24 protein-coding genes are annotated in these 20,375 nt (G+C 39.4%); 15 read left to right on the top strand and 9 right to left on the bottom strand.

The window, feature by feature from the left end; translation table 11 throughout:
* The first annotated feature begins 112 nt into the window (after positions 1 to 112).
* The 3 genes from AAC000_RS05740 to AAC000_RS05730 are packed head-to-tail and all read left to right on the top strand — an operon-like array spanning position 113 to position 3,173.
* Positions 113 to 1,042 carry an acyltransferase gene (locus AAC000_RS05740; RefSeq protein ID WP_339720866.1) on the top strand — a complete coding sequence of 310 codons (930 nt, stop codon included), beginning with the start codon at positions 113 to 115 and terminating at the stop codon, positions 1,040 to 1,042.
* On the top strand, positions 1,035 to 1,931 hold the full coding sequence (locus AAC000_RS05735) for an acyltransferase (RefSeq protein WP_339720865.1): 897 nt from the start codon (positions 1,035 to 1,037) through the stop codon (positions 1,929 to 1,931). The genes AAC000_RS05740 and AAC000_RS05735 overlap by 8 nt, the downstream gene beginning before the upstream one ends.
* The gene (locus AAC000_RS05730) at positions 1,932 to 3,173 is read left to right on the top strand and encodes a mechanosensitive ion channel family protein (protein WP_339720863.1); all 1,242 of its coding nucleotides are present in this window, start codon (positions 1,932 to 1,934) and stop codon (positions 3,171 to 3,173) included.
* Between the two features lie 17 nt (positions 3,174 to 3,190).
* On the opposite strand, the gene AAC000_RS05725 is transcribed toward AAC000_RS05730, so the two are convergent.
* A complete protein-coding gene (locus tag AAC000_RS05725; RefSeq protein ID WP_339720861.1) occupies positions 3,191 to 3,388 on the bottom strand; it encodes a hypothetical protein in 198 nt (65 codons plus the stop codon).
* A 273-nt stretch (positions 3,389 to 3,661) separates the two neighbouring features.
* Between AAC000_RS05725 and AAC000_RS05720 the strand changes: the two genes are divergently transcribed.
* Both AAC000_RS05720 and AAC000_RS05715 read left to right on the top strand, forming a co-directional pair.
* On the top strand, positions 3,662 to 4,444 hold the full coding sequence (locus AAC000_RS05720; RefSeq protein WP_339720859.1) for a DUF2884 family protein: 783 nt from the start codon (positions 3,662 to 3,664) through the stop codon (positions 4,442 to 4,444).
* A 38-nt stretch (positions 4,445 to 4,482) separates the two neighbouring features.
* The gene (locus AAC000_RS05715; protein ID WP_339720858.1) at positions 4,483 to 5,295 is read left to right on the top strand and encodes an SDR family oxidoreductase; all 813 of its coding nucleotides are present in this window, start codon (positions 4,483 to 4,485) and stop codon (positions 5,293 to 5,295) included.
* A 127-nt stretch (positions 5,296 to 5,422) separates the two neighbouring features.
* On the opposite strand, the gene AAC000_RS05710 is transcribed toward AAC000_RS05715, so the two are convergent.
* From AAC000_RS05710 to AAC000_RS05685, 6 genes are all read right to left on the bottom strand, one after another.
* Positions 5,423 to 6,844, bottom strand: a complete 1,422-nt coding sequence (locus tag AAC000_RS05710; protein WP_339720857.1) for a sodium-dependent transporter — start codon at positions 6,842 to 6,844, stop codon at positions 5,423 to 5,425.
* A gap of 126 nt (positions 6,845 to 6,970) precedes the next feature.
* Positions 6,971 to 7,723, bottom strand: a complete 753-nt coding sequence (locus AAC000_RS05705; protein ID WP_339720855.1) for an SDR family NAD(P)-dependent oxidoreductase — start codon at positions 7,721 to 7,723, stop codon at positions 6,971 to 6,973.
* Positions 7,716 to 8,129, bottom strand: a complete 414-nt coding sequence (locus AAC000_RS05700; protein WP_339720853.1) for a DUF393 domain-containing protein — start codon at positions 8,127 to 8,129, stop codon at positions 7,716 to 7,718. The genes AAC000_RS05705 and AAC000_RS05700 overlap by 8 nt, the downstream gene beginning before the upstream one ends.
* A gap of 67 nt (positions 8,130 to 8,196) precedes the next feature.
* Positions 8,197 to 9,426, bottom strand: coding sequence for a sigma-70 family RNA polymerase sigma factor (locus AAC000_RS05695; protein WP_339720851.1), 1,230 nt, complete (start codon positions 9,424 to 9,426; stop codon positions 8,197 to 8,199).
* Positions 9,427 to 9,456: 30 nt separating this feature from the next.
* A complete protein-coding gene (locus tag AAC000_RS05690) occupies positions 9,457 to 9,798 on the bottom strand; it encodes a YciI family protein (RefSeq protein ID WP_339720849.1) in 342 nt (113 codons plus the stop codon).
* 358 nt (positions 9,799 to 10,156) lie between these two features.
* The gene (locus tag AAC000_RS05685) at positions 10,157 to 11,305 is read right to left on the bottom strand and encodes a hypothetical protein (RefSeq protein WP_339720848.1); all 1,149 of its coding nucleotides are present in this window, start codon (positions 11,303 to 11,305) and stop codon (positions 10,157 to 10,159) included.
* 241 nt (positions 11,306 to 11,546) lie between these two features.
* Between AAC000_RS05685 and AAC000_RS05680 the strand changes: the two genes are divergently transcribed.
* The 4 genes from AAC000_RS05680 (at position 11,547) to AAC000_RS05665 (ending at position 13,857) form a co-directional block, all read left to right on the top strand.
* Complete coding sequence (locus AAC000_RS05680; RefSeq protein ID WP_339720846.1) at positions 11,547 to 11,954, top strand: nuclear transport factor 2 family protein; 408 nt, start codon at positions 11,547 to 11,549, stop codon at positions 11,952 to 11,954.
* A 44-nt stretch (positions 11,955 to 11,998) separates the two neighbouring features.
* Positions 11,999 to 12,541 carry a flavodoxin FldB gene (fldB, locus tag AAC000_RS05675; RefSeq protein WP_339720844.1) on the top strand — a complete coding sequence of 181 codons (543 nt, stop codon included), beginning with the start codon at positions 11,999 to 12,001 and terminating at the stop codon, positions 12,539 to 12,541.
* Positions 12,542 to 12,549: 8 nt separating this feature from the next.
* On the top strand, positions 12,550 to 13,350 hold the full coding sequence (locus AAC000_RS05670) for a CLCA_X family protein (protein ID WP_339720843.1): 801 nt from the start codon (positions 12,550 to 12,552) through the stop codon (positions 13,348 to 13,350).
* A gap of 99 nt (positions 13,351 to 13,449) precedes the next feature.
* Positions 13,450 to 13,857, top strand: a complete 408-nt coding sequence (locus tag AAC000_RS05665) for a biopolymer transporter ExbD (protein WP_339720842.1) — start codon at positions 13,450 to 13,452, stop codon at positions 13,855 to 13,857.
* A gap of 109 nt (positions 13,858 to 13,966) precedes the next feature.
* Here the strand turns inward: AAC000_RS05665 and rraA are convergent, their stop codons facing one another.
* A complete protein-coding gene (rraA, locus tag AAC000_RS05660) occupies positions 13,967 to 14,452 on the bottom strand; it encodes a ribonuclease E activity regulator RraA (protein WP_339720841.1) in 486 nt (161 codons plus the stop codon).
* A 354-nt stretch (positions 14,453 to 14,806) separates the two neighbouring features.
* Here rraA and AAC000_RS05655 point away from each other — a divergent pair, with 354 nt between their 5' ends.
* The 6 genes from AAC000_RS05655 (at position 14,807) to AAC000_RS05630 (ending at position 19,565) form a co-directional block, all read left to right on the top strand.
* Positions 14,807 to 14,977: a hypothetical protein gene (locus AAC000_RS05655; protein WP_339720840.1), complete on the top strand. Its 171-nt coding sequence runs from the start codon at positions 14,807 to 14,809 to the stop codon at positions 14,975 to 14,977.
* Positions 14,978 to 16,228 carry a diaminopimelate decarboxylase gene (gene lysA / locus AAC000_RS05650; RefSeq protein ID WP_339720838.1) on the top strand — a complete coding sequence of 417 codons (1,251 nt, stop codon included), beginning with the start codon at positions 14,978 to 14,980 and terminating at the stop codon, positions 16,226 to 16,228.
* Between the two features lie 169 nt (positions 16,229 to 16,397).
* Positions 16,398 to 17,228, top strand: coding sequence for a diaminopimelate epimerase (gene dapF, locus AAC000_RS05645; protein ID WP_339720836.1), 831 nt, complete (start codon positions 16,398 to 16,400; stop codon positions 17,226 to 17,228).
* Positions 17,229 to 17,249: 21 nt separating this feature from the next.
* Complete coding sequence (locus tag AAC000_RS05640; protein WP_339720835.1) at positions 17,250 to 17,915, top strand: DUF484 family protein; 666 nt, start codon at positions 17,250 to 17,252, stop codon at positions 17,913 to 17,915.
* Between the two features lie 6 nt (positions 17,916 to 17,921).
* A complete protein-coding gene (gene xerC, locus AAC000_RS05635; protein WP_339720834.1) occupies positions 17,922 to 18,815 on the top strand; it encodes a tyrosine recombinase XerC in 894 nt (297 codons plus the stop codon).
* A 33-nt stretch (positions 18,816 to 18,848) separates the two neighbouring features.
* Positions 18,849 to 19,565: an HAD-IA family hydrolase gene (locus AAC000_RS05630; RefSeq protein WP_339720832.1), complete on the top strand. Its 717-nt coding sequence runs from the start codon at positions 18,849 to 18,851 to the stop codon at positions 19,563 to 19,565.
* 15 nt (positions 19,566 to 19,580) lie between these two features.
* On the opposite strand, the gene cysE is transcribed toward AAC000_RS05630, so the two are convergent.
* Complete coding sequence (gene cysE, locus AAC000_RS05625; RefSeq protein ID WP_339720830.1) at positions 19,581 to 20,360, bottom strand: serine O-acetyltransferase; 780 nt, start codon at positions 20,358 to 20,360, stop codon at positions 19,581 to 19,583.
* Positions 20,361 to 20,375 lie beyond the last annotated feature (15 nt).

Raw genomic sequence — 20,375 nt, 5'->3', positions numbered from 1 at the left:
TGACGAACTTTCCTTTTGAAATAGTCGTGCAAGCAAAAAACTAGCACTAAAGAACAACTGTATATCGAGGGTGTTTTTAGTTTAAACTTGCTGCAGTTTTATAGCAGTAGTGATGTTTTACAGTATGTTTTCGAAGACTTTTTCCGCATTGTGTGGTGCCTTATCCTCATTAGGTTATTTTATTAACACTATATTTTGGTTGGTACCGATTTTAATTTGTTCATTTTTTAAATTAATTCCTATCAAAATATGGCAAACCTTTATGTCCTACTTGTTGGATGGTTGTGCCACATTATGGATATCAGTTAATAGCGCTAATCAAAATCTATTTAGCCGTACAAAATTTGAAGCGACTGGACTTGAAGGTTTAAGTCGAAAAGATTGGTACTTGGTCATATCAAACCATAGGTCTTGGGTTGATATCCTAGTTTTGCAGCGTATTTTTAATCACAAAATTCCTTTTCTAAAATTTTTCCTCAAAAAAGAACTGATTTGGGTCCCCTTCTTAGGATTGGCTTGGTGGGCATTAGATTTCCCTTTTATGCATAGATATAGCAAAGCTTTGTTAGCTAAATATCCTCACTTAAAAGGTAAAGATTTAGAAAACACCCGTAAAGCTTGCGAAAAATTTACTTTTAAACCCGTCAGTATTATGAACTTTGTAGAGGGTACCCGTTTAACTGAACACAAACGGTCTCGTCAAGGGGCGCAGTTTCAACATTTACTAAAACCCAAGGCAGGTGGTATGGCGTTTGTTTTAGGCGCCATGGGAGAACAGCTCCATAAACTACTGGATGTGACTATTCATTATCCAGAAGGCACCCCAAGTTACTGGGAGTTTGTCTGTGGTAAAGTCAAAAAGGTGCAGGTAAAAATAAGAGTGTTGTCTATCCAAGATTTGATAAATAGCGATATTTATGGCGCTGATTATTTTGACGACCACAAACAAAGGGTCAAGTTTCAGCGTTGGCTTACAGAGTTATGGGAGCAAAAAGATCGAGATTTGCAGGCGCTTTCGGAAGAAAAAGCTCAAAATGTTTAGTGTGTTTCCCCGTTTTATTGTGTTTCCAGTACATTTGACATTACAAATGCTCAGTCTGGCTTTTTGGGCGATAAACATTACTTTACTCGGCCTGATTAAACTCATTCTGCCTTTCTCATTTGTCTCTAAGCCGATTAATATCATACTCAACTTCATGATGTGTGCATTTGGTTTTTGTAGTGTGGCCTTAATCAAAATAATGAACAAAGTGGAGTTTGATTATGTGATTGAAGGTGAGCTCAGCAAAAAAGAATGGTATCTAATCATATCTAATCACCTTAGTTGGTTAGATATTATTTTATTGACGGATTTTGCTGCTGGTAAAATTCCTGCGCCAAAGTTTTTTCTGAAAAAAGAATTAATTTGGCTGCCCTTTGTTGGTCTCGGCGCATGGGCATTAGACATGCCATTTATGCAAAGATATAGCAAAACCTTCCTACAAAAAAATCCCCATTTACAAGGGAAAGACATAGAAACCACTAAAAAATCTTGCGAAAAATTTCGCCAGCTACCAACTACTGTGATCAACTTTGTGGAAGGCAATCGTTTTACACCAGAAAAACAAAAACTGAAACAAAGTCCATTTGCACACCTTTTACCCCCTAAAGCTGGCGGCATTGCATTTACTCTTGCCACTATGGGGGAATTATTTACTAGTGTGCTGGACATGACTGTAATCTATCCAGATACAAAGGGTAGCCCAATGTATGCAATGTTAAGCGGCCGCCTTAAAAAGGTCATTGTTAGAGTTAATGTTCATCCAGTTACAGACGAAATTGTGGGCGATTATTTTAACAACGAAACCTTTAAACAAAGTTTTCAGAGCTGGTTAAATTCAGTTTGGCAGAACAAAGATAAACTTATATCGAAATTAAAAGAGACAAACTAAGTGCTAAATAATCAATTCCTTACAAATAGTTTAGTGTCCCTCTTAGAAAAAGTGGGCGTGCATACCACACCTGATGATTGGATATTTCAAGGCGTTGCTTTGACAGGTATCTTAATATTTGCAGGCCTTAGTAGCTGGATAACTAAAGGTATCCTCAATAGTAGTCTCAGGAAAATAGTCAGCAAGAGTAAAAACGGTTTCGACGATGAACTTCATCAGCATGGCTTTTTTAGACGTATCGGTCATATCATTCCTGCATTAGTGATCTACTTACTCAGTCAGCTATTAATTGAAAACTTGTCTTTACTCGCCTTCTTGCAAAAATCTTCGATTATTTACCTGCTTATTTCTACAGTTATGGCGGCCAGTGCGCTACTCAATACAGTTGAAGACACTTACAACGCATCAAGTTTAGCTAAGAAAGCACCTATTACTGGATTTATCCAAGTGGGTAAATTATTTGTGGTCATCATTGCTGGTTTGTTGATTATCTCTAATTTAATGGATAAATCACCATTATTGCTGCTGTCAGGTTTAGGCGCATTAACTGCCATATTGCTACTACTTTTCAGAGACACTATCTTAGGTTTTGTTGCAGGTATCCAAATAGCCGCAAATCGTATGGTCAACACAGGCGACTGGATTGAAATGCCCAACTTTGGTGCTGATGGTGAAGTGTTACAAGTTGGCCTGACTACAGTAAAAGTACAAAATTGGGATAAAACGGTTTCGACTATCCCAACTTATACCTTGATCACTGATTCCGTCAAAAACTGGCGAGGCATGACAGAAAGTGGTGGCCGTCGAATTAAACGTTCGCTGAATATCGATATTCAAAGCATCCGTTTTTGTGATCAGGATATGTTAGATGAATTTGCTAAAATTCGTTATATAAAGAATTATATTCAAGGAAAGCTTGAAAAGTTACAACGTTTCCACAGCGAGCAACACATAGACACCACTGATTTAGTGAATAGCCGCAGGCTTACCAACATAGGTACTTTACGCGCCTATATGCAAGCATACTTAGAAAATCACCCCGATATCAACAAAGACATGACTTTGATGGTGCGTCAAAGACCACCTACAGAACTAGGGGTGCCACTAGAAATCTATTGTTTTAGTGCCAATAAAAACTGGATTGAATATGAAGGGATCCAAAGCGACATTTTTGACCACTTACTGGCCATTTTACCTGCTTTTAAACTAAGAGCCTATCAACGTGTTAGTGATAGACCCTAATTTTCTAATCTCTGGCCTTAAGCAGTCGCTAAGGCATAGACAAACACCGCGAATAGCGCCAAAGCAGACACACCAAAAAAGCTATATTCAACTTTGGACTGCATAACGTTATGACCTTCAGGTGTAGGTAAAAAGCTCATGATGAGGCTGCTAATACCCAAAACAAAGGTAATTAATGTAAAACCAAATAAAATGGGTTCGTACCAATTGCTCACTAGTCAATTCCTATGTATATAAAACTTGGTACATTATGCACCAAAAAAACAGAATCCCAAAAGACATAAAAGTAATATCTCCTATGTGTCGCTATATAATACAAGTGGCATAAAACCCCATTTATTAGCGAAACCCACTAACCACCTGTTTATCATCTACTAGATCCAATATCAAAATATCAATAACTAATTGTTTTTTATGACTTTTAATTTATGGCCTAAGCTTTGCTCTGTTTGATGTGTCAATCAATACTAATCACTTAGGAAAATTTTATGCGTACAATGATAATTGCAGGAGCGTTAGCTTGCTGTTCACTTCCAGTATTAGCAAATCAGTGTAACGTTGAATTCAACGGTAATATGCAGTTAGAGAACAATGTATTGGAAGTCACTTTAGCCAACAATACCCGTCTTAGCATTGCTCAGGATAAAATATTGTATGTAGATGGTGTTGCATTAACTTTGGATACCCAACAACAACACTGGGTAGATAACTATTATGACGGTATCAATCAAGCGGCCCCGCAAGCTGCAGCAATTGCGACAGATGCAGTTGCGTTAGCCAGTACCGCGCTGAACGAAGTATTTACTGAATTATTAGGCACAGATAATACCGCGTTAGCCGAATTGTCAGATAAATTGCACGATCTTGACCATCAGATCCAATACAACTTTTATGCAGAAAATGGCGATATTCGTTTGCATTCTGGGTCCTTTGAAAACGGGGAGTTTTTTGGTGAACAATGGGAAGCACAATTTGAAGACGCAATTGAAGGCTTAGTCACAGAGTCAATTGGACACATAATGGTAGCCATTGGCACACAACTTATTTTCAATGGCGGAGATATGGATAAGTTCGAACAAAAAATGCAACGTTTTGGTGAACAAATGGAACAAAAAATAGAATACCAAGCCGAAGCACTAGAAGAGCAATCTGAACAATTATGTGACACCTTAGTCAAAGTCGACGATGCAGAAAACCAGTTACAAATGCACATCAAACAACTTTCTAGTCTTGATGTCATTCAAGTTAGCAAACATTATAAAGCAATGTGATAGCTTAGGGCTTATGCCCAGTGAGATGAAATATATTAATGCAAATTGCAATTATAGGATGTGGCTGGTTGGGATTGCCTCTTGGCCTTAGTTTACAACAAAGTGGTCACAGTATTGTGGCCACTAGTCGTTCTGAAGCAGGCTGTGCAAGAGTAAACTCACTAGGATTAACTTGTTTACAGTTTGAGCTAGGGACATCACTTACAAATAGTAAATTTGCGGCTATTTTCAACTCGAATTTGCTCATTTTAAATATTCCTGTGGGCCGCAAGACTGCCACTTCTGAAGTATTCAGTGCCAATATGGATGCCTTATTAAGGCAAGTTGTCGATAGCAAAATTCAACAAGTTATATTTATCAGTACTAGCTCAGTATACGGTGACCAGAACGGTGTTGTTTCAGAAAAATCCCCCACCTCTCCTAATACACGATCTGCGCAAATCAATTTAGAAGTTGAACGGCTTGTACAAGACTACTTTGCCCCTCAATGCTGCATACTTAGGCTTGCTGGGTTAGTGGGTAAAGATAGGCATCCTGTCAATTATTTAGCAGGAAAATCCGCATTAACAGCGCCGAAAATGAGGGTAAATTTAGTGCATCAAGAAGATGTCATTCAAAGTATTAGATGTATTATTGAAAACCGGGTTTGGGGAGACACTTTAGTGTTAAGTGCAACAGAACATCCTACCAGACAAGAGTATTACACTTGGGCCGCAGAGCGGCTCAACTTAGCCCCCCCTGTATTCAACGAAGAACAAGAACCAGCTGTCGGTAAGTTAATCGATCCAACGAGAAGCTTAAATTTATTAGGTATGACGCTTAACTACCCTAGCCCTTACGATATGCTGTAAAATACTATGCAAAGTCTCCGCTAACACCCAGCATAAACTTAACGCCTCTGAGCTTCTAAGCTAATAGCCTTAAACAAAAAAGCCAAACTTTTTAGGTTTGGCTTTATTAGATTAGCTCAGGCAGGTGTTACCCAATCAGAGCTGCACCAAAATATTTTAAGGCGATAGTATTGATGAGTACTAAAAGCAAAATAACAGGAATAAAAGTACCTACCGAGAAGTCAACATAACGTTCAAACCAGCTGTGTTCATAATTAGGCGCACCTTCATCTAACTCTTTATTAAAATTCGACTTTTTCCAACGATAAATCACAAAAATACAAATTAACAAGCCATTCAATGGCAAAATAGTGTCGTAAAACACATCAATTATCACATCGAAGAATGACTTAGATTGCCCTGCATAACTGATAAACCCAGTGAAAAAATCCAGTATCCCGAATGATGTGGCAGCCATTACCGAAAAAATGACCAGTAGTAGCCCCATCCAACCAAGAGCCTTGCGGCGGCTGAATTTTTTCTCTTCCATTAATGCCGCCACTGGTACTTCAAATATTGAAACAATGGAGGTAATCGCAGCAAAAAACACTAATAAAAAGAAAAAACTAGCAACAGCACTGGCACCCACATAACCAATAGTGGCTTGCAATGCTAAAAATATTTTAGGCAAAAATGTAAATATCATGCCCACCGACGAGTCACTTAAATCATTAGTGTTGATATCGGGATTAAAAGAAAATACAGCTGGCAGAATCAACAAACCGGCGATAAAAGCCACAGCGGTATCTAATAAAGCCACCATTTTTGCTGAGCCGGGAACATCAGTCTTTTTATCCAGATAAGAGCCATAAGTGATCATGATCCCCATACCCAAAGACAACGAAAAGAATGCCTGAGATAAGGCACCGTTAACCACAGCAGCGTTAATTTTGCTGAAGTCAGGTATCACATAATACTTTACGCCTTCAAAGGCATTGTCTAGCGTCAGAACAAAAATCACTAACGCGACTAACATAATAAACAAGGTAGGCATCATAAACTTAGCCGCCTTTTCAATTCCTTGTTTTACTCCACCTTGAAGAATTAAATAAATAATGGCTAATACTGCGACCATGTAATAAAACAGGTCAAAACCATTGATAAAGGAACCAAAAGTATTGGGGTCCGCTAGCATCTCAAGGTTACCAGTTAAGGAATGAAACAAATAACCGAAAATCCAAACAGTGATGACTAAATAAAATACTGCAATCATGAAAGGGGTGATAATCGACAACCAACCTGCCAATTTCCAGCCTTTATGACCGTTTGTCATGGTTGAATAGGCACCCAATGGATCTTTACGACTATTCCTACCTACAGACATTTCAGCCAACATCACAGGCAAACAAATAAAGGCCACAAAAATAGCGTAAATCAACAAAAATGCGCCGCCACCATTTTTAGTCGCTGCTACGGGAAAACCTACCATGTTACCTATGCCTACGGCTGAGCCAGCTGCAGCTAGAATAAAACCTAAACGTGAACCAAACTGTTCGCGAGGAGCGCTCATAACCTATCCTTTTTTATTTTTATAATTTGGCTAGATATTACCAGCAGATTTTCAGAAAGTCTTTTATGTTACGAATGCTTTGATTATAAAAAGTGATAAAAAATCTTTACGGCGGCATCTCGGGATTCACCAAGGGATCTCACTGCCCTGCCAATCAATATAGTGGGGGCCATTTTCAGGACTTAAGTTAGGGATAATTTTCAGTAACTGCGAGACAGTAAAATCAGCAGTAAATAACTTGCCTTCTGGCACCTTTGACTGAAAAGGTTTAGATAACTCTGTGGCAACGGTTCCTGGATGATAGCTGACCATACAGATATTTTTTGCCCGCCTTTGACACTCAATTTGTGCACACTTTATTAGCATGTTGAGTGCAGCTTTACTGGCTCGGTACCCATACCAGCCGCCCAAATGATTGTCGCTGATACTTCCGACCCTTGCACTAAAGAAAACTAAAGTAGAAGGTTGCGAGCCTTTAAGCAGCGCTTCTACATGTTTTAACCACAGTGCTGGTAATATGCTGTTAACAGTGAAGTAGTAACTGAGTTGCTGTTGTTGCAGATCTTCTAGGCGTTTTTCAGGCATAGTTTTTTTATTATCATGACCAGTACCCTGCCCAGTACTCTGTAAAACACCGATACAACACAGCACTAGACTAAATTGAATACTAGACCCTTTAAGCTTTTGGCAATATTCGGCAATCAAATTTTCGTTGTCAGAGTCTAGAGTGTGATAATACACACCTTCAATTGGCGCTAAGGGTAATGTCCGGGAAACGGCATAGACAGCTTGATACTTCTCTGACTGATAAAGTTGTTTGACCAGTGTTTGTCCAATGCCTCCTGAAGCCCCTATAACCAGCGCATTACCTTTAAACATTAGTTTTCCTCTGCTTAGATTGGCAAGGAACGCAGGGTTTTTTAGCAGTTAAAAGATAAGAAATGCGGTAGCGATTTTTAGCAAACAAGTTATAAGCACTATCAGCAAACCATCTTATAACAGGCCATCGTAGTGGCGCGTAAACCCAGCCTTTACCGACCAACTTCCAAGCTAAGTAAGTGACATCCAAGCCACTGATCAAGCTTCCATCCTGCAAATAACCATGAATACGAGCATTTAATGCTTGCCAATCTAACTGTGGATAATCTGCAGAAAAGGAAGGCTTTTGAATATCAACAAAAGTAATGTTTTGTTGTACATCCAACTGTTTTAACTTGTTGATTTCTAATAAACACAAAGGGCAAAAACCATCATAAAAAAGTGTAAGGGGAGAGTTCTGTTTCATTTAGTCTGCACCATTGTTTAGATTTGACACTTTTTACGTGAAAAGAGGCCGAGTGGATTACATTCACTCAACCTTTTTCTATTAGCAGCCTCCGTTTTGTAATTAGAAAGTCTCTCTCGATACTATTTTTACTCAAGTTAATTGCCTTGGTGATTGAACAATAGGCTTTTTCAGGTAATTGCAAACGACTTTCTAATTCGCCACAGGCTGCATGATAAGGCTGATAGAGGTGGAGCTCATCATTAAGTGCTAACACATCAGTATAAGCCTGTTTAAGTTGCCCGCCATTTGCCTTGGCGATTGCGAGGTTTAGTTCAATAACAGGGGAAGGAAGCAGTTGTAACAAACTCATATATAACAATTGAATTTGCCGCCAGTCTGTAGCTTCCCAACTTGTAGCTTTAGCATGTAGCGCACTGATAGCAGCCTGGATCTGATAAGGACCGCGCTGCTTACACTGCAAAGCTAGTTGCATAAAATGATTAGCTTGCTCAATCAGCTCTTGATCCCATAATGCTCTGTTTTGCAGCTCAAGAGGAATGTAAGGCTCATCAACTGAACTACGCGAGCTGCGACGTGCGTCATGAAATAACATTAACGCGGCTAATCCAAACACTTCAGCATTGGGTATCAACTTTACCATTAACAAGCTCAATCTGATGGCTTCGTTTGCTAAATCATGTCTGGTTAACGATTGGCCTTCGTAAGCAGAATAGGATTCGTTGTAAATAAGATAAATCACTTTCAATACAGAGGGCAATCTAATCTTAAGTTGCTCCGAATGGGGGATCTCGTAACTGATCCCTGCATCTCTGATTTTTTTCTTTGCTCGAGTAATACGCTGACCAATAGCCACTTCAGAAGTAAGATAGGCGCGAGCAATTTCTCGTACATCTAAGCCACACAAGGTACGTAAAGTGAGTGCTACTTGCGCCGCTTCATTTAAGGCTGGATGACAACAAGTGAAAATTAACCTCAACCTTTCGTCTGGCACGTCATAGTCTGTTTCAGCCATAGTATCCGGCTGCATATACAGAGAGTCCTCAATCAACTGCAACTTATATTGATTTTGCTGAGAGTGCTGTTGACGTAATTTGTCGATTAATTTGCGCTTAGCGACTAAGTGCAACCAAGCACTTGTATTGACAGGAATGCCTTGAACAGGCCATTTATTGCTCGCCTGTTCGCAGGCGTCTTGCAGCGCATCTTCGGCTAACTGCAAGTCTCGAGAGAAATACACAAGGGAGGCTAACACTTGACCCGATTCAGCGCGAAAAATTCGCGCTAGTCTATCCATAGTCAAAGTATTCTGCCCTTGTAACGGCTACTATTGTTCAAATACCATCACCGGCCTGACTTCAATAGTGCCATAACGTGCACTAGGAATTTTTGCAGCCCATTCTAGGGCTTCATCAAGATCTTTACACTCCATTAAATAGTATCCACCAAGCTGTTCTTTGGTTTCAGCAAAAGGACCATCCGTCAATTCAGATTGACCATTTCGCACTCTTACTGACGTAGCTGTGCTAACGGCCTCTAAGGCATTGCCACCCAGCATAATACCTGCCGCCTCGAGCTGCCCTTCAAATACCTGATATTGCCCTATCAAGGTTTCTACATCTACATCATCTTGATCTTCACCAGCATAAATCAAAGCTAAAAATTGCATATGTCTTTCCTTATTAAATGAATAAAAGTGAGAAACAATAACTGTCTCTCATTATATCGACGAAGCAGCAGAGCATATTCAGACAGGATCTAAAAGAAATTTACTATTTTTAAGTCTTAATTTATAGACACGTCTAACACTACCTGCCCTTTTAGTAAGTCTATTTGTGAAAACAGCTCACTTAAGAGGCGCTGATGTATAGAGGAGCGAAGCATTGTTTATTGCGAAAAATGAATAAAAAAATCGGCTGGCTGAAATATTCGTTTTAAACGATGACAAACAGCTATGCAGGTATTTTTCTGAGAATGAGTGAACAACAGCAAATTGCCTTTGCTGTTGTTACCAAAGCTGGTGCGAACTAGTCGAACCAGCTTGCTTGTATGGGCACACTGAACAGCAGCGGTGCAAATATTTCGTAATGTTCGCGATTTTGTTCACACTTAACGTTATTTAAATACACGGCCTTCCAAGGATCGTTAATTAACCAAAGAGTGTTTTCAATCACAGCCACCCCCTCAATTGAGGCATTATCCATAAGTTCATAGTTTTCACATCCTTGGCTATGTGCTTTGGTCTCAGCAAAAAATTCCATCGGTACAATGACTGTTTCTTTTTTGCCAGATAAATCCACTACCCATAATGTTTCATCGTTTCTGGCAGCGGCGAGTAAAAATTCGCGACCATCAGGTGTTTGGTAATAATCCATGCCATTAATAGGATGGTTACCACTATCAAAAACAGGCAACTTCACATCAAATGCTGTTACAGCTGCAAATTCATCTGATTGCCAAAAATCACTGTGCATTTGTATAGAAAGTACTCTCGCCTGCTTTTTATTGTCTTTTTCAACACCTAGATACAAGGTTCTATCCTGACCAAATGCCAGTGCCTCTACACCATCATTAGGAAAATCGCCAATCTGCATATCAGCACTAAACTGAATGGGACGTACATGGGTCATTAATACACTATCGTTTGTTTGTAACTCGAGTCTGACAAGCAAAGTTGGGTATTGAGTCGAACCTGAATTGCTATATTTTTGCTGACAAGTTTCTGACATAGGTGTGGCGTTGGACGCGTCTTCAGTGACGATATAGAATACTTTGTCGTTTTCAGGATCAACCACCAAGGCTTCTAGATCAGGGTTATCACTGATATAAGCAGCAAAACAACTTGTCTGCAATTGTTCTGATAATATCATTGGAAAATCTAGACCAGTTAACAAGGCTTTTTCTGAAAATATAGAACGCAAGCGTAAACGTTGCGACGGGTGGGCACTACGATCACTCAAGGTCAACAAGCCATCACGCCATTTCACTAAACCAGAAGTCTGTGGGTTAAGCATAACTTGCCCATCTTGTTCCATTATCCAATGGCCATTGACTTGCAATTTTTGCTCTATTTTTTTCTCTGAATTTTGCTTTATTGGTTCCGATTCGGGGCTTTGTCCACAGCCAATCAATAATAAACTGCCAATCCCTATGATAAAACCCACATACGTTCTCATATACGGTCTGTTCCCACTGTAAAAAACCATTAAATTAGAAAATTAGTCTACCCTACTCAAAAACATGAAGAAATATAAAACTAACCATTTGGTCATTATTTGTTGTCACTGTCATTTCTGACTTAACTTGAGGTTGGGATCAGCCTTACCATAGAGAACAGATATAAAAAGCCGCGCCACAAAATATTTTTTGTATAATACAGCTGTGTAAATTCACTCATTTATAGAGTTAGGAAACCTAATGAAATTAACATGGTTAATAGTTTTCATAAGCTGGACGGTTTCAGTTGCTGCTTCACCAACCAAGCAAGTAGAACTATTTATTGCTGCTTACAATCAGCATGATATCGAAAAAATGCTTGAAAAAACGACTCAAGAAGTGAAATGGCTATATAACATCAATGACAATCTAGTGATCGAAACAGAGGGCAAAGACGCTTTGCGAACAGCAATGAATAGGCACTTTAAACAACACTCCAATGCTCGCTCACAGATCAAGCAGTCTTTAACGCTTGGTGAAACTGTGGTGGTAATAGAAGAGGCTTTTTCAAATGATGGCGCAAGCTCTCAATGTGCTTTGTCAATCTATCAAATGAAACACAAGCTGATTCAATCAGTTACCTATTATGCTGCCACAACTTGTGATTAGTAACTTTGACTTCCCATTTTCTTAAACATTTCGATTAGGACTACATGATTAATAACGAATTAAAAATAGGTTTATTTTACGGCTCAACCACGTGTTATACCGAGATGGCCGCCGAAAAAATCCAAACACAGTTTCACCACTTAGTGGGAAGTGCTTGTGTTGAACTATTCAATATTAAAGACACTGCATTAACAAAAACAGAAGAGTTCGACATCCTTATTTTTGGTATTTCCACTTGGGATTTTGGGGAGTTACAGGAAGACTGGGAAGCGACATGGCAAGATATACAAGGACTAAACTTAACTGATAAAACCGTGGCTATTTTTGGTTTAGGTGACCAATTGGGTTATGCAGAGTGGTTTCAAGATGCTGTAGGCATGTTGCACGATGAACTTCTGATACTAGGTTGCGACGTTGTTGGGTATTGGCCCAATCAAGGGTACGAATTCGAAGCTTCAAAAGCGCTCACTGAAGATAAACAATTTTTTGTTGGTTTATGCCTTGATGATGAAAACCAATATGACATGACCGATGAGCGTATCGACAATTGGTGCAAACAGTTAGTTGCTGAAATAAACCTGCTGTAGTTATCACTTTGCACACTTCTGACTCACGTATCCACAAACCCTACTATCGAAACGGTCCTTCTCATCGAGATGGGGCCGATGTGAGTTTTCAAGATATTGTTAAAATTTTTGGCTTTCGTACTGTCACAATTGGTAAATGGGTCACGGCAACAGAACAACAAATTGCCGCCAACCTATTTTTTGATGCCTTGTGTGATTTGATGGATATATTGCAAGTACCAGAGGCAGTCATTTCTCTAAATGGAAGTTTGTCATTGGCCTTTGGTAGCGGTGGAAGAAAACATAGTAGCGCCCACTATGAGTCCAACTCCAAAAAGTTAGCCCTTGCGAAAAATGCTGGGGGTGGTGCGCTCGCTCACGAATGGTTTCATGCATTTGATCACTATATTTGTGACAAATTATTTGTGCACACATCCCATGAACAGTTTGCATCCGAGTGTTGGTTACAAGACAAATCGCAAATATCCCATCAATTAAATGAGAAACTTAGTTTGTGCTTCGAAAGTATTTTTTTATCTACAGATAAATACCAACCAAATAACTATGTTAACCGCAGTGCTCAAGCAGACAGATTACTGAAAATATTTTACTACGCGCGCCCCCAAGAACTTGTTGCACGTGCCTTTGAGGCCTGTATTCAAGACCACCACATCAAAAATGCATTTCTAGTTCAAGGCACTAAACAAAGCCCTGAAGCTAAGATGGGGATCTATCCAGATGAGGCGCTCAGAATAACATTTTCTAAAAACCTACTGGATTATTTTTATCATTTGGGGCAGGCTATGGCCAAGTCTAAAAACTTTAAATAAGAGTATTTTGTTAATTTTAAGCTAATTAATGGATGCTCTATAGCTCAACTGCCTTTATACTAGGCAGTCTCGTTTTAACCCAATTGGCGATTTATACCGATGAAAAGAAAAAAGCACGGCAGTTCTGACGACGAAGCTGCAATTGATATGACTCCCATGTTGGACATAGTGTTCATCATGCTTATCTTCTTTATTGTGACCACTTCTTTCGTGAAAGAAAAAGGTTTAGAAGTTAATCGCCCTAAAGATTCTAATACGCCTCCACCACCGACCAATGTTCAGTCGCTGTCAATCCGTGTCGAAGAAGACGGTACGATAGTACTCAATGGCCGTCAGGTAGATATTCGACGCGTTGAAGCCAATATTCAAAGCTTCTTGGCTGAAAACAATCAAGACAGCGCGGCTGTTCAGGCTCACCCAAAAGCTAAACATGGTGATGTAACTGAAGTTATCAACGAAGTGAAAAAAGCCGGAATCGCAAACGTTTCTGTATTAGTTGCTAAATAAAACCTAACAACTAAGGTAAATAAATGCAAAACGCCGCTATTGGATAAATAGCGGCGTTTTTTTTGGCTTTAAATTAGATTGAATTTAAAGCCATCAACTGAAATAGGCATTACTCAAGGTCTAATGGTTCTGGCGACAGTATAATGCCTGTAGTGTCGGCATATAAATGATCTTCTGGTAAAAATGTCACGCCACCGAAATTAACTGCGACATCAATTTCACCAAATTCTTGTTCATCCGCACTAACTGGAATTGATGCAATTGCATGGATACCAATGTTAATTTCTGCCAAATCATCAACTTCACGCACACTGCCGTAACAAACGATCCCCTCCCACGCATTTTCAAATGCTAACTGAGCAGCACTAGAGTCAATTAACGCTCTGCGCATTGAGCCGCCACCATCAATCAACAAAACCTTGCCCAATCCAGGTTGCTCTAATGCTTTTAGGACTAACCCCTTGTCCTCAAAACATTTGATGGTAGTAATTTCACCACCGTAAGAAGCTCGCCCGCCAAAACTCACAAACATGGGTTCAACCACGTCAACACTGTCGGCAAAAACATCACAAAGAGTAGAAGTATTGTAATCCATGATTGTTCCAAATATAACTGAGTCAGGTTTTAGTATACTGCTAGTGCACAGCAAATCCAGCGTAAACAAGTTTTAGAAACACTTTCGTTTTTTCATAAAGCCTGTCCAAAACCGTCATTTAGTATCCTTATTCCCTAAATAGGCAGTTTGAGGTCAACCTAGGTGTGAGCCATCACATTTATGTCTTTAATATAAGGTGATGCTGCCTTTTAATGCGTTAAGTGGCTAGTTTTCACACGAGTTCAAGTTAGTTATTTGATATTGCATAAAATAAGCAATTCTAAGCTAAGACCTCTTTGTTTTTACCCTAGGTAATGACATGATTACGACCTAAAAATTAATTGGGTTGTTGCAATGGCGCACAAAGTAAAATTAAAAGTAATTGGCTTAACTTTATTGGCAGTATACATACTCACTGCATGTGGCCAAAAACGTGCTTTATATTTGCCTGAAGAGCCAGCCACAAACAACACCTCACTGGACTCACAACCATCAACTGAGTCTACCGAAAAAGGAGAAGATTGATTGGACTACTTTGCCTATAAAGACCAACAACTATTTGCTGAAGATGTATCCCTTGAAACCGTGGCTCAAAAATACGGTACCCCTTGTTATGTATATTCAAAAGCCACAATTGAACGGCATTGGCTTGCATTTAATAAAGCTGCGGGCAGTCAACCACATTTAGTTTGTTACGCGGTAAAAGCCAACTCAAATTTAGCTGTATTAAATGTCATGGCCAAACTGGGTTCAGGTTTTGATATTGTTTCTGGAGGTGAGTTAACACGTGTGCTCAAGGCTGGAGGCGACCCCAGTAAAGTAGTGTTTTCAGGCGTGGGTAAAACCCATGAAGAAATTGCCTTAGCCTTACAACATAATATTAAGTGTTTTAATGTCGAGTCACGGAGTGAATTAGCGCGTATCAATGAAGTCGCTGAGCAAGCAGGTAAAAAAGCGCCGGTCTCTATTAGGGTCAACCCTGACGTCGATGCTAAGACTCATCCATACATTTCTACTGGATTGAAAGACAACAAATTTGGAGTCGAACGCCAACAAGCTATCGAAATATACCAATATGCCAACAGCTTACCCTTTTTAAATGTGGTGGGTATTGACTGTCATATAGGTTCTCAACTTACGGATTTAGCACCTTTTGTTGATGCCCTAGATATACTACTTGCCTTGATTGACGAGCTAGCTAAACAAAATATTCATATACAGCACCTTGATGTAGGAGGTGGACTGGGTGTGACCTATGATGATGAAAAGCCACCACATCCTGACCAATATACACAAGCAATTGCTGAGCGGTTAGTGGGCCGAGAAGAATTATTACTAATCTTTGAACCGGGTAGAGCAATCATGGCCAATGCCGGAGTGTTATTGACCAAGGTCGAATTTTTAAAGCAAGGTGCAGAGAAAAATTTTGCTATTGTTGATGCTGCAATGAATGATCTTATTCGCCCAGCACTTTACTCTGCATGGCAAAGTATTATTCCTCTCAACACCTCACTTACTAGACCTAAGGCTGTTTATGACATAGTAGGGCCTATATGCGAAACCGGTGATTTTCTAGGTAAGAATCGTGAGTTGTCAATTGCGCCTGACGACTATCTTGCAGTGCGCAGTGCTGGTGCATACGGTTTTGTTATGGCCTCTAACTACAATAGTCGCTGTAGAGCCGCAGAAGTGTTAATTGACGGCAGCAGTATGCATCTGGTCAGAGAGCGCGAAAAAATAGAACAATTATTTGAAAGTGAGCACATACCAACTTAGTTTTGGTTGTAGGTGCTTACTCATTAATTAAATCATTTTTTGCGATTATTTAGCCTGTAGCTCGTTAAAGACATAGTCAGTCTTTCGCTGAGATGATATAACTATTTTTATAATATCAATCACGTTAGTTTTAATGCGTGTTGACAAAAAATTTAGCTAAGTAGTCGCAATGCAAATCCAGTTTTCAAAGATGCACGGTCTGGGAAATGATTTTGTTGTTATTGATAACGTAACACAAAACGTTTTTTTTTCTAAAGAGAAGATCCAACAGCTCTCAGACAGAAATTTTGGTATAGGATTCGATCAGCTTTTGATGGTTGAGCCACCATACGATCCTGACCAAGATTTCCATTACAGAATATTCAACGCAGATGGCACTGAGGTATCTCAGTGTGGTAACGGTGCGCGCTGTTTTGCTCGCTTCGTAAAAATGAAAGGTCTAACCAACCGCAATAAAATTGTGGTTAGCACTAAAGCCGGTCGTATGGTGCTCTACCTAGAGAAAGACGGGCAAGTGACGGTAAATATGGGCGTACCTGAGTTTGAGCCAAGCTTAGTACCAATAAAAGCCAATAAGCGTGAAAAAATTTACATATTGAGAGCCCAAGAACACACGTTTTTTTGTGGTGCAGTCTCTATGGGTAATCCACATTGTGTTTTGTTAGTAGATGATGTGGAAACAGCAGATGTGGCTACAATGGGGCCTTTGCTTGAGAAACATGAACGTTTTACCGAAGGTGCAAACGTTGGTTTTATGCAGATAATTAATCCCAGCCATATTAAACTACGTGTTTATGAAAGGGGTGCGGGAGAAACACTAGCTTGTGGTAGCGGAGCATGCGCAGCAGTGGCTGTAGGTCAATTACAAAACAGATTGAGTAAAGATGTAAGAGTTGATTTACCTGGGGGCAGTTTAAAAATACGTTGGCAAGGCAAAGACAATGTATTAAAAATGACTGGCGCTGCAGAGCATATTTTTGATGGATATATAAACTTATGAGTAAAGAGTCGCAAAAATAAAATGGATATAACGACTGCATATGAATCTGAAGAACTAATTGACGCCGAACAAGTCGCTGCTTATTTACTTGAGAACCCTGATTTTTTTGTGCAGTTTCCACAAATTGTAGAGAAAATCAGTATTCCCCATGCACATAAAGGCAGCATTTCTCTGGTAGAACTGCAAAGTGAACAGTTGCGTAAAAAAGTCAGAACTCTGAGCCTTAAGTTAAATCAATTAATTACTATTGCTAAACAAAACGAAGCCATTTACCGCGTCTATGCCGACTTAAATTTACGCATTCTAAAATGTACCAATCTGGATGACCTGAAATTTATTTTGGAAGAAGTGATTCAGGAAAATCTACAGCTGGCATCTGTGACACTCAAACCTTTCAAAGGTGCACATGCTTTACCAGAAATCCAACAACGTCTATTTATTGAAAAACGCTTTAAGCGACATAGGTTTTTCTTTGGCCGTTTAAGTGAACATGAACGTAAATTGTTGTTTAATGATCAGGATGCTAATTCAGTTGCCTTATTACTCATTGGTGATTTAGGAGAACTCGGAATTTTAGCTATTGGTAGCAAAGATCCTGGGCATTTTAATCCTGACATGGACACCTTACTGATCACGCAACTTCAGCAATTTTTAGGTATATTGTTACCCAAATTGCTGACCTATTAGCTAACAATGTTAAAGCCAAGCTTATACTCTTGGTTAGAAAAATATCTAGCGTATCTTAAGTACGAAAAGAATCTAGCCGATAATTCCATAGAAAATTATCAACGGCAGCTGAGTGTTGCTTTTAATAAACTTGAAATTGCATCTTGGGAAACCTTCACTGTTTCGGATGTGCGCAATATCCTAAACGAAGCCCGTAAAAGTAATTTAAGTGCTCGCTCAATTGCATTACGTTTATCTGCTATCCGTGGGTTTTGTTCCTTTCTCGTTCAACAAGGTCAACTTACACAAAATCCCGCTTCATCGATCCAAGCTCCCAAACAAGCCAAACCCTTACCCAAACAATTAAATGTTGATGAAATGCATCAATTGCTGGATATAAAAGAAAATGACCTTCTGGCCATACGCGATAAAGCAATGATGGAGCTTATGTATAGTTGTGGCCTACGTTTATCGGAACTAGCTAACCTGAATATCAGAAGCATACAAACAGACAATCAACTTAGGGTAGTGGGAAAGGGTAATAAAGAACGTTTGTTACCAATAGGTAGAATTGCCTTGGAAGCTTTAGGGGTATGGTTAAAAATAAGACCAGAATTAGCGAGCAGTGAAGAAACGGCATTATTTGTAAGCATGCGTCAAAGTAGACTTGGCACCCGGCAAATTGCGAAACGTATGAAATTATGGGCTAACCGACAAAATCTAGAACAATCTGTTAATCCTCACAAACTGAGGCATAGTTTTGCCACTCATGTCTTAGAATCAAGTTCTGATTTAAGAGGTGTACAAGAGTTATTGGGGCACGCTAATTTGTCTACCACCCAAGTGTATACTCATCTGAACTTTCAACACCTAGCTCACGTATACGACAATGCACACCCCAGAGCTAAAAAATCTAAATAACAATTACACTTAAAAAAGAACAGATAGTCCTAAATGATTTATTATAAAAAACTTAAACCAATTCAAGCTATTACCTTCGACTTAGACGACACGTTATATGAAAACACTAGTGTGATTGTTAAAGCAGAACGTTCTTTAATTGAATTTATGCATGCTCAATATCCAGTCACTAAACACTTAAACAAGACATTTTGGCGCACTCAACAAAAAGCACATATTTTAGCCAATCCTGCCATTAAGAATGACATTGGTGAATTGCGGCGGCTTTCTCTAGAATCTGGATTTTCGGCATTAGGTTTAGTCGGCGATGCGCTAGATACCGCTACAACAAAGAGCTTCGAACATTTCTATTTTCAAAGAAGTAACTTTACTTTAAATAGAAACATTCATTCTTTATTAAAAGATTTAGCTGAGAGGCTACCTTTAGTGGCCATTACTAATGGTAACGTTGACTTAAAGCAGATTGGACTTGATGAGTATTTTTGCCGCAGCTTTAAAGCAAACATAACACTTCCAATGAAACCTCATAAAGCCATGTTTGATGCCGCCCAAAGCTACCTTAACATCCCGCATGAAAACATTTTACATGTAGGAGACAGTTTATCTAAAGACGTTTACGGCGCCCTTAAAGCAGGTTACCAAGCAGCTTGGTATGCAGAAGACAGAAGTATGTATATTCGCAATGAAAGATTACAGATCTTACCTCATGTACAACTGAGTCAGTTAAGCCAGCTTTTAGACCTTATTTAAAACTGATGACTGCATTTAGTCCTCTAAAATATTTTGTTGCATGGTTTCACAAGGTTTTTGGCAAGTAGGCTTACCGACAATTTTAGCGGGTATACCGGCTACTGTTACATGAGGCGGCACGTCACTGAGAACAACACTTCCCGCCCCAACTTTGGCCCCTTCACCTATATTAATGTTACCTAAAATTTTAGCGCCAGCCCCTATCATTACACCTTCACGCACTTTAGGATGTCGATCACCCGCTTCATTACCTGTACCACCAAGGGTCACTGACTGCATAATTGAGACGTTATTTTCAATCACTGCGGTTTCCCCTACTACAATTCCTGTCGCGTGATCAAACATGACTCCTTGCCCGATTATTGCAGCAGGGTGAATGTCTACCGAGAAAGCTTCAGAATTGCGACTTTGTATAAACAAAGCTAAATCCTTTCGATCATCCAACCAAAGCTGATGGGCTAATCTGTGTACTTGAATGGCTTGAAACCCTTTGAAGTTCAGTAATACAGTCAGAAATGAATGTACAGCTGGATCGCGCTTAAATACGGCTTGAATATCAGCAATTGCAGCCATGACTACAGCAGGTTGCATCAGATAGCATTGTTCAAACATTTCTCTCACAGATAGCGAGCTCATTACATCATCGGCCAATTTATTTGACAAAATAAAACTTAAGGCCGTTTCGAAATTATGATGCCCTAAAATACAGGTGTGTACATAACTCGACAACAATGGCTCTTTTTCAATCAAATGCTCTGCTTCGTCTTTTAATTGTTGCCAGAATTCAATACTCATAGTTTCTCTGCCATC

The organism is uncultured Paraglaciecola sp. (assembly GCF_963977085.1).
In the GTDB taxonomy this organism is placed as follows: Bacteria; Pseudomonadota; Gammaproteobacteria; order Enterobacterales; family Alteromonadaceae; genus Paraglaciecola.
The sequence above is the reverse complement of the archived record's forward strand: the minus strand, read 5'-3'. Positions and strand labels throughout refer to the sequence as shown.

What these genes read in the sequence shown, in the direction of transcription:
- AAC000_RS05715 (WP_339720858.1), top strand. Translation starts at nt 4,483, where the DNA reads ATGCAAATTGCAATTATAGGATGTGGCTGGTTGGGATTGCCTCTTGGC.
- AAC000_RS05640 (WP_339720835.1), top strand. Translation starts at nt 17,250, where the DNA reads ATGGATATAACGACTGCATATGAATCTGAAGAACTAATTGACGCCGAA.
- AAC000_RS05695 (WP_339720851.1), bottom strand. Translation starts at nt 9,426, where the DNA reads ATGGATAGACTAGCGCGAATTTTTCGCGCTGAATCGGGTCAAGTGTTA.
- AAC000_RS05680 (WP_339720846.1), top strand. Translation starts at nt 11,547, where the DNA reads ATGAAATTAACATGGTTAATAGTTTTCATAAGCTGGACGGTTTCAGTT.
- AAC000_RS05685 (WP_339720848.1), bottom strand. Translation starts at nt 11,305, where the DNA reads ATGAGAACGTATGTGGGTTTTATCATAGGGATTGGCAGTTTATTATTG.
- AAC000_RS05655 (WP_339720840.1), top strand. Translation starts at nt 14,807, where the DNA reads ATGGCGCACAAAGTAAAATTAAAAGTAATTGGCTTAACTTTATTGGCA.
- fldB (WP_339720844.1), top strand. Translation starts at nt 11,999, where the DNA reads ATGATTAATAACGAATTAAAAATAGGTTTATTTTACGGCTCAACCACG.
- AAC000_RS05705 (WP_339720855.1), bottom strand. Translation starts at nt 7,723, where the DNA reads ATGTTTAAAGGTAATGCGCTGGTTATAGGGGCTTCAGGAGGCATTGGA.
- AAC000_RS05630 (WP_339720832.1), top strand. Translation starts at nt 18,849, where the DNA reads ATGATTTATTATAAAAAACTTAAACCAATTCAAGCTATTACCTTCGAC.
- AAC000_RS05690 (WP_339720849.1), bottom strand. Translation starts at nt 9,798, where the DNA reads ATGCAATTTTTAGCTTTGATTTATGCTGGTGAAGATCAAGATGATGTA.
- xerC (WP_339720834.1), top strand. Translation starts at nt 17,922, where the DNA reads ATGTTAAAGCCAAGCTTATACTCTTGGTTAGAAAAATATCTAGCGTAT.
- AAC000_RS05710 (WP_339720857.1), bottom strand. Translation starts at nt 6,844, where the DNA reads ATGAGCGCTCCTCGCGAACAGTTTGGTTCACGTTTAGGTTTTATTCTA.
- AAC000_RS05720 (WP_339720859.1), top strand. Translation starts at nt 3,662, where the DNA reads ATGCGTACAATGATAATTGCAGGAGCGTTAGCTTGCTGTTCACTTCCA.
- dapF (WP_339720836.1), top strand. Translation starts at nt 16,398, where the DNA reads ATGCAAATCCAGTTTTCAAAGATGCACGGTCTGGGAAATGATTTTGTT.
- cysE (WP_339720830.1), bottom strand. Translation starts at nt 20,360, where the DNA reads ATGAGTATTGAATTCTGGCAACAATTAAAAGACGAAGCAGAGCATTTG.
- AAC000_RS05700 (WP_339720853.1), bottom strand. Translation starts at nt 8,129, where the DNA reads ATGAAACAGAACTCTCCCCTTACACTTTTTTATGATGGTTTTTGCCCT.
- AAC000_RS05735 (WP_339720865.1), top strand. Translation starts at nt 1,035, where the DNA reads ATGTTTAGTGTGTTTCCCCGTTTTATTGTGTTTCCAGTACATTTGACA.
- rraA (WP_339720841.1), bottom strand. Translation starts at nt 14,452, where the DNA reads ATGGATTACAATACTTCTACTCTTTGTGATGTTTTTGCCGACAGTGTT.
- AAC000_RS05665 (WP_339720842.1), top strand. Translation starts at nt 13,450, where the DNA reads ATGAAAAGAAAAAAGCACGGCAGTTCTGACGACGAAGCTGCAATTGAT.
- AAC000_RS05740 (WP_339720866.1), top strand. Translation starts at nt 113, where the DNA reads ATGTTTTACAGTATGTTTTCGAAGACTTTTTCCGCATTGTGTGGTGCC.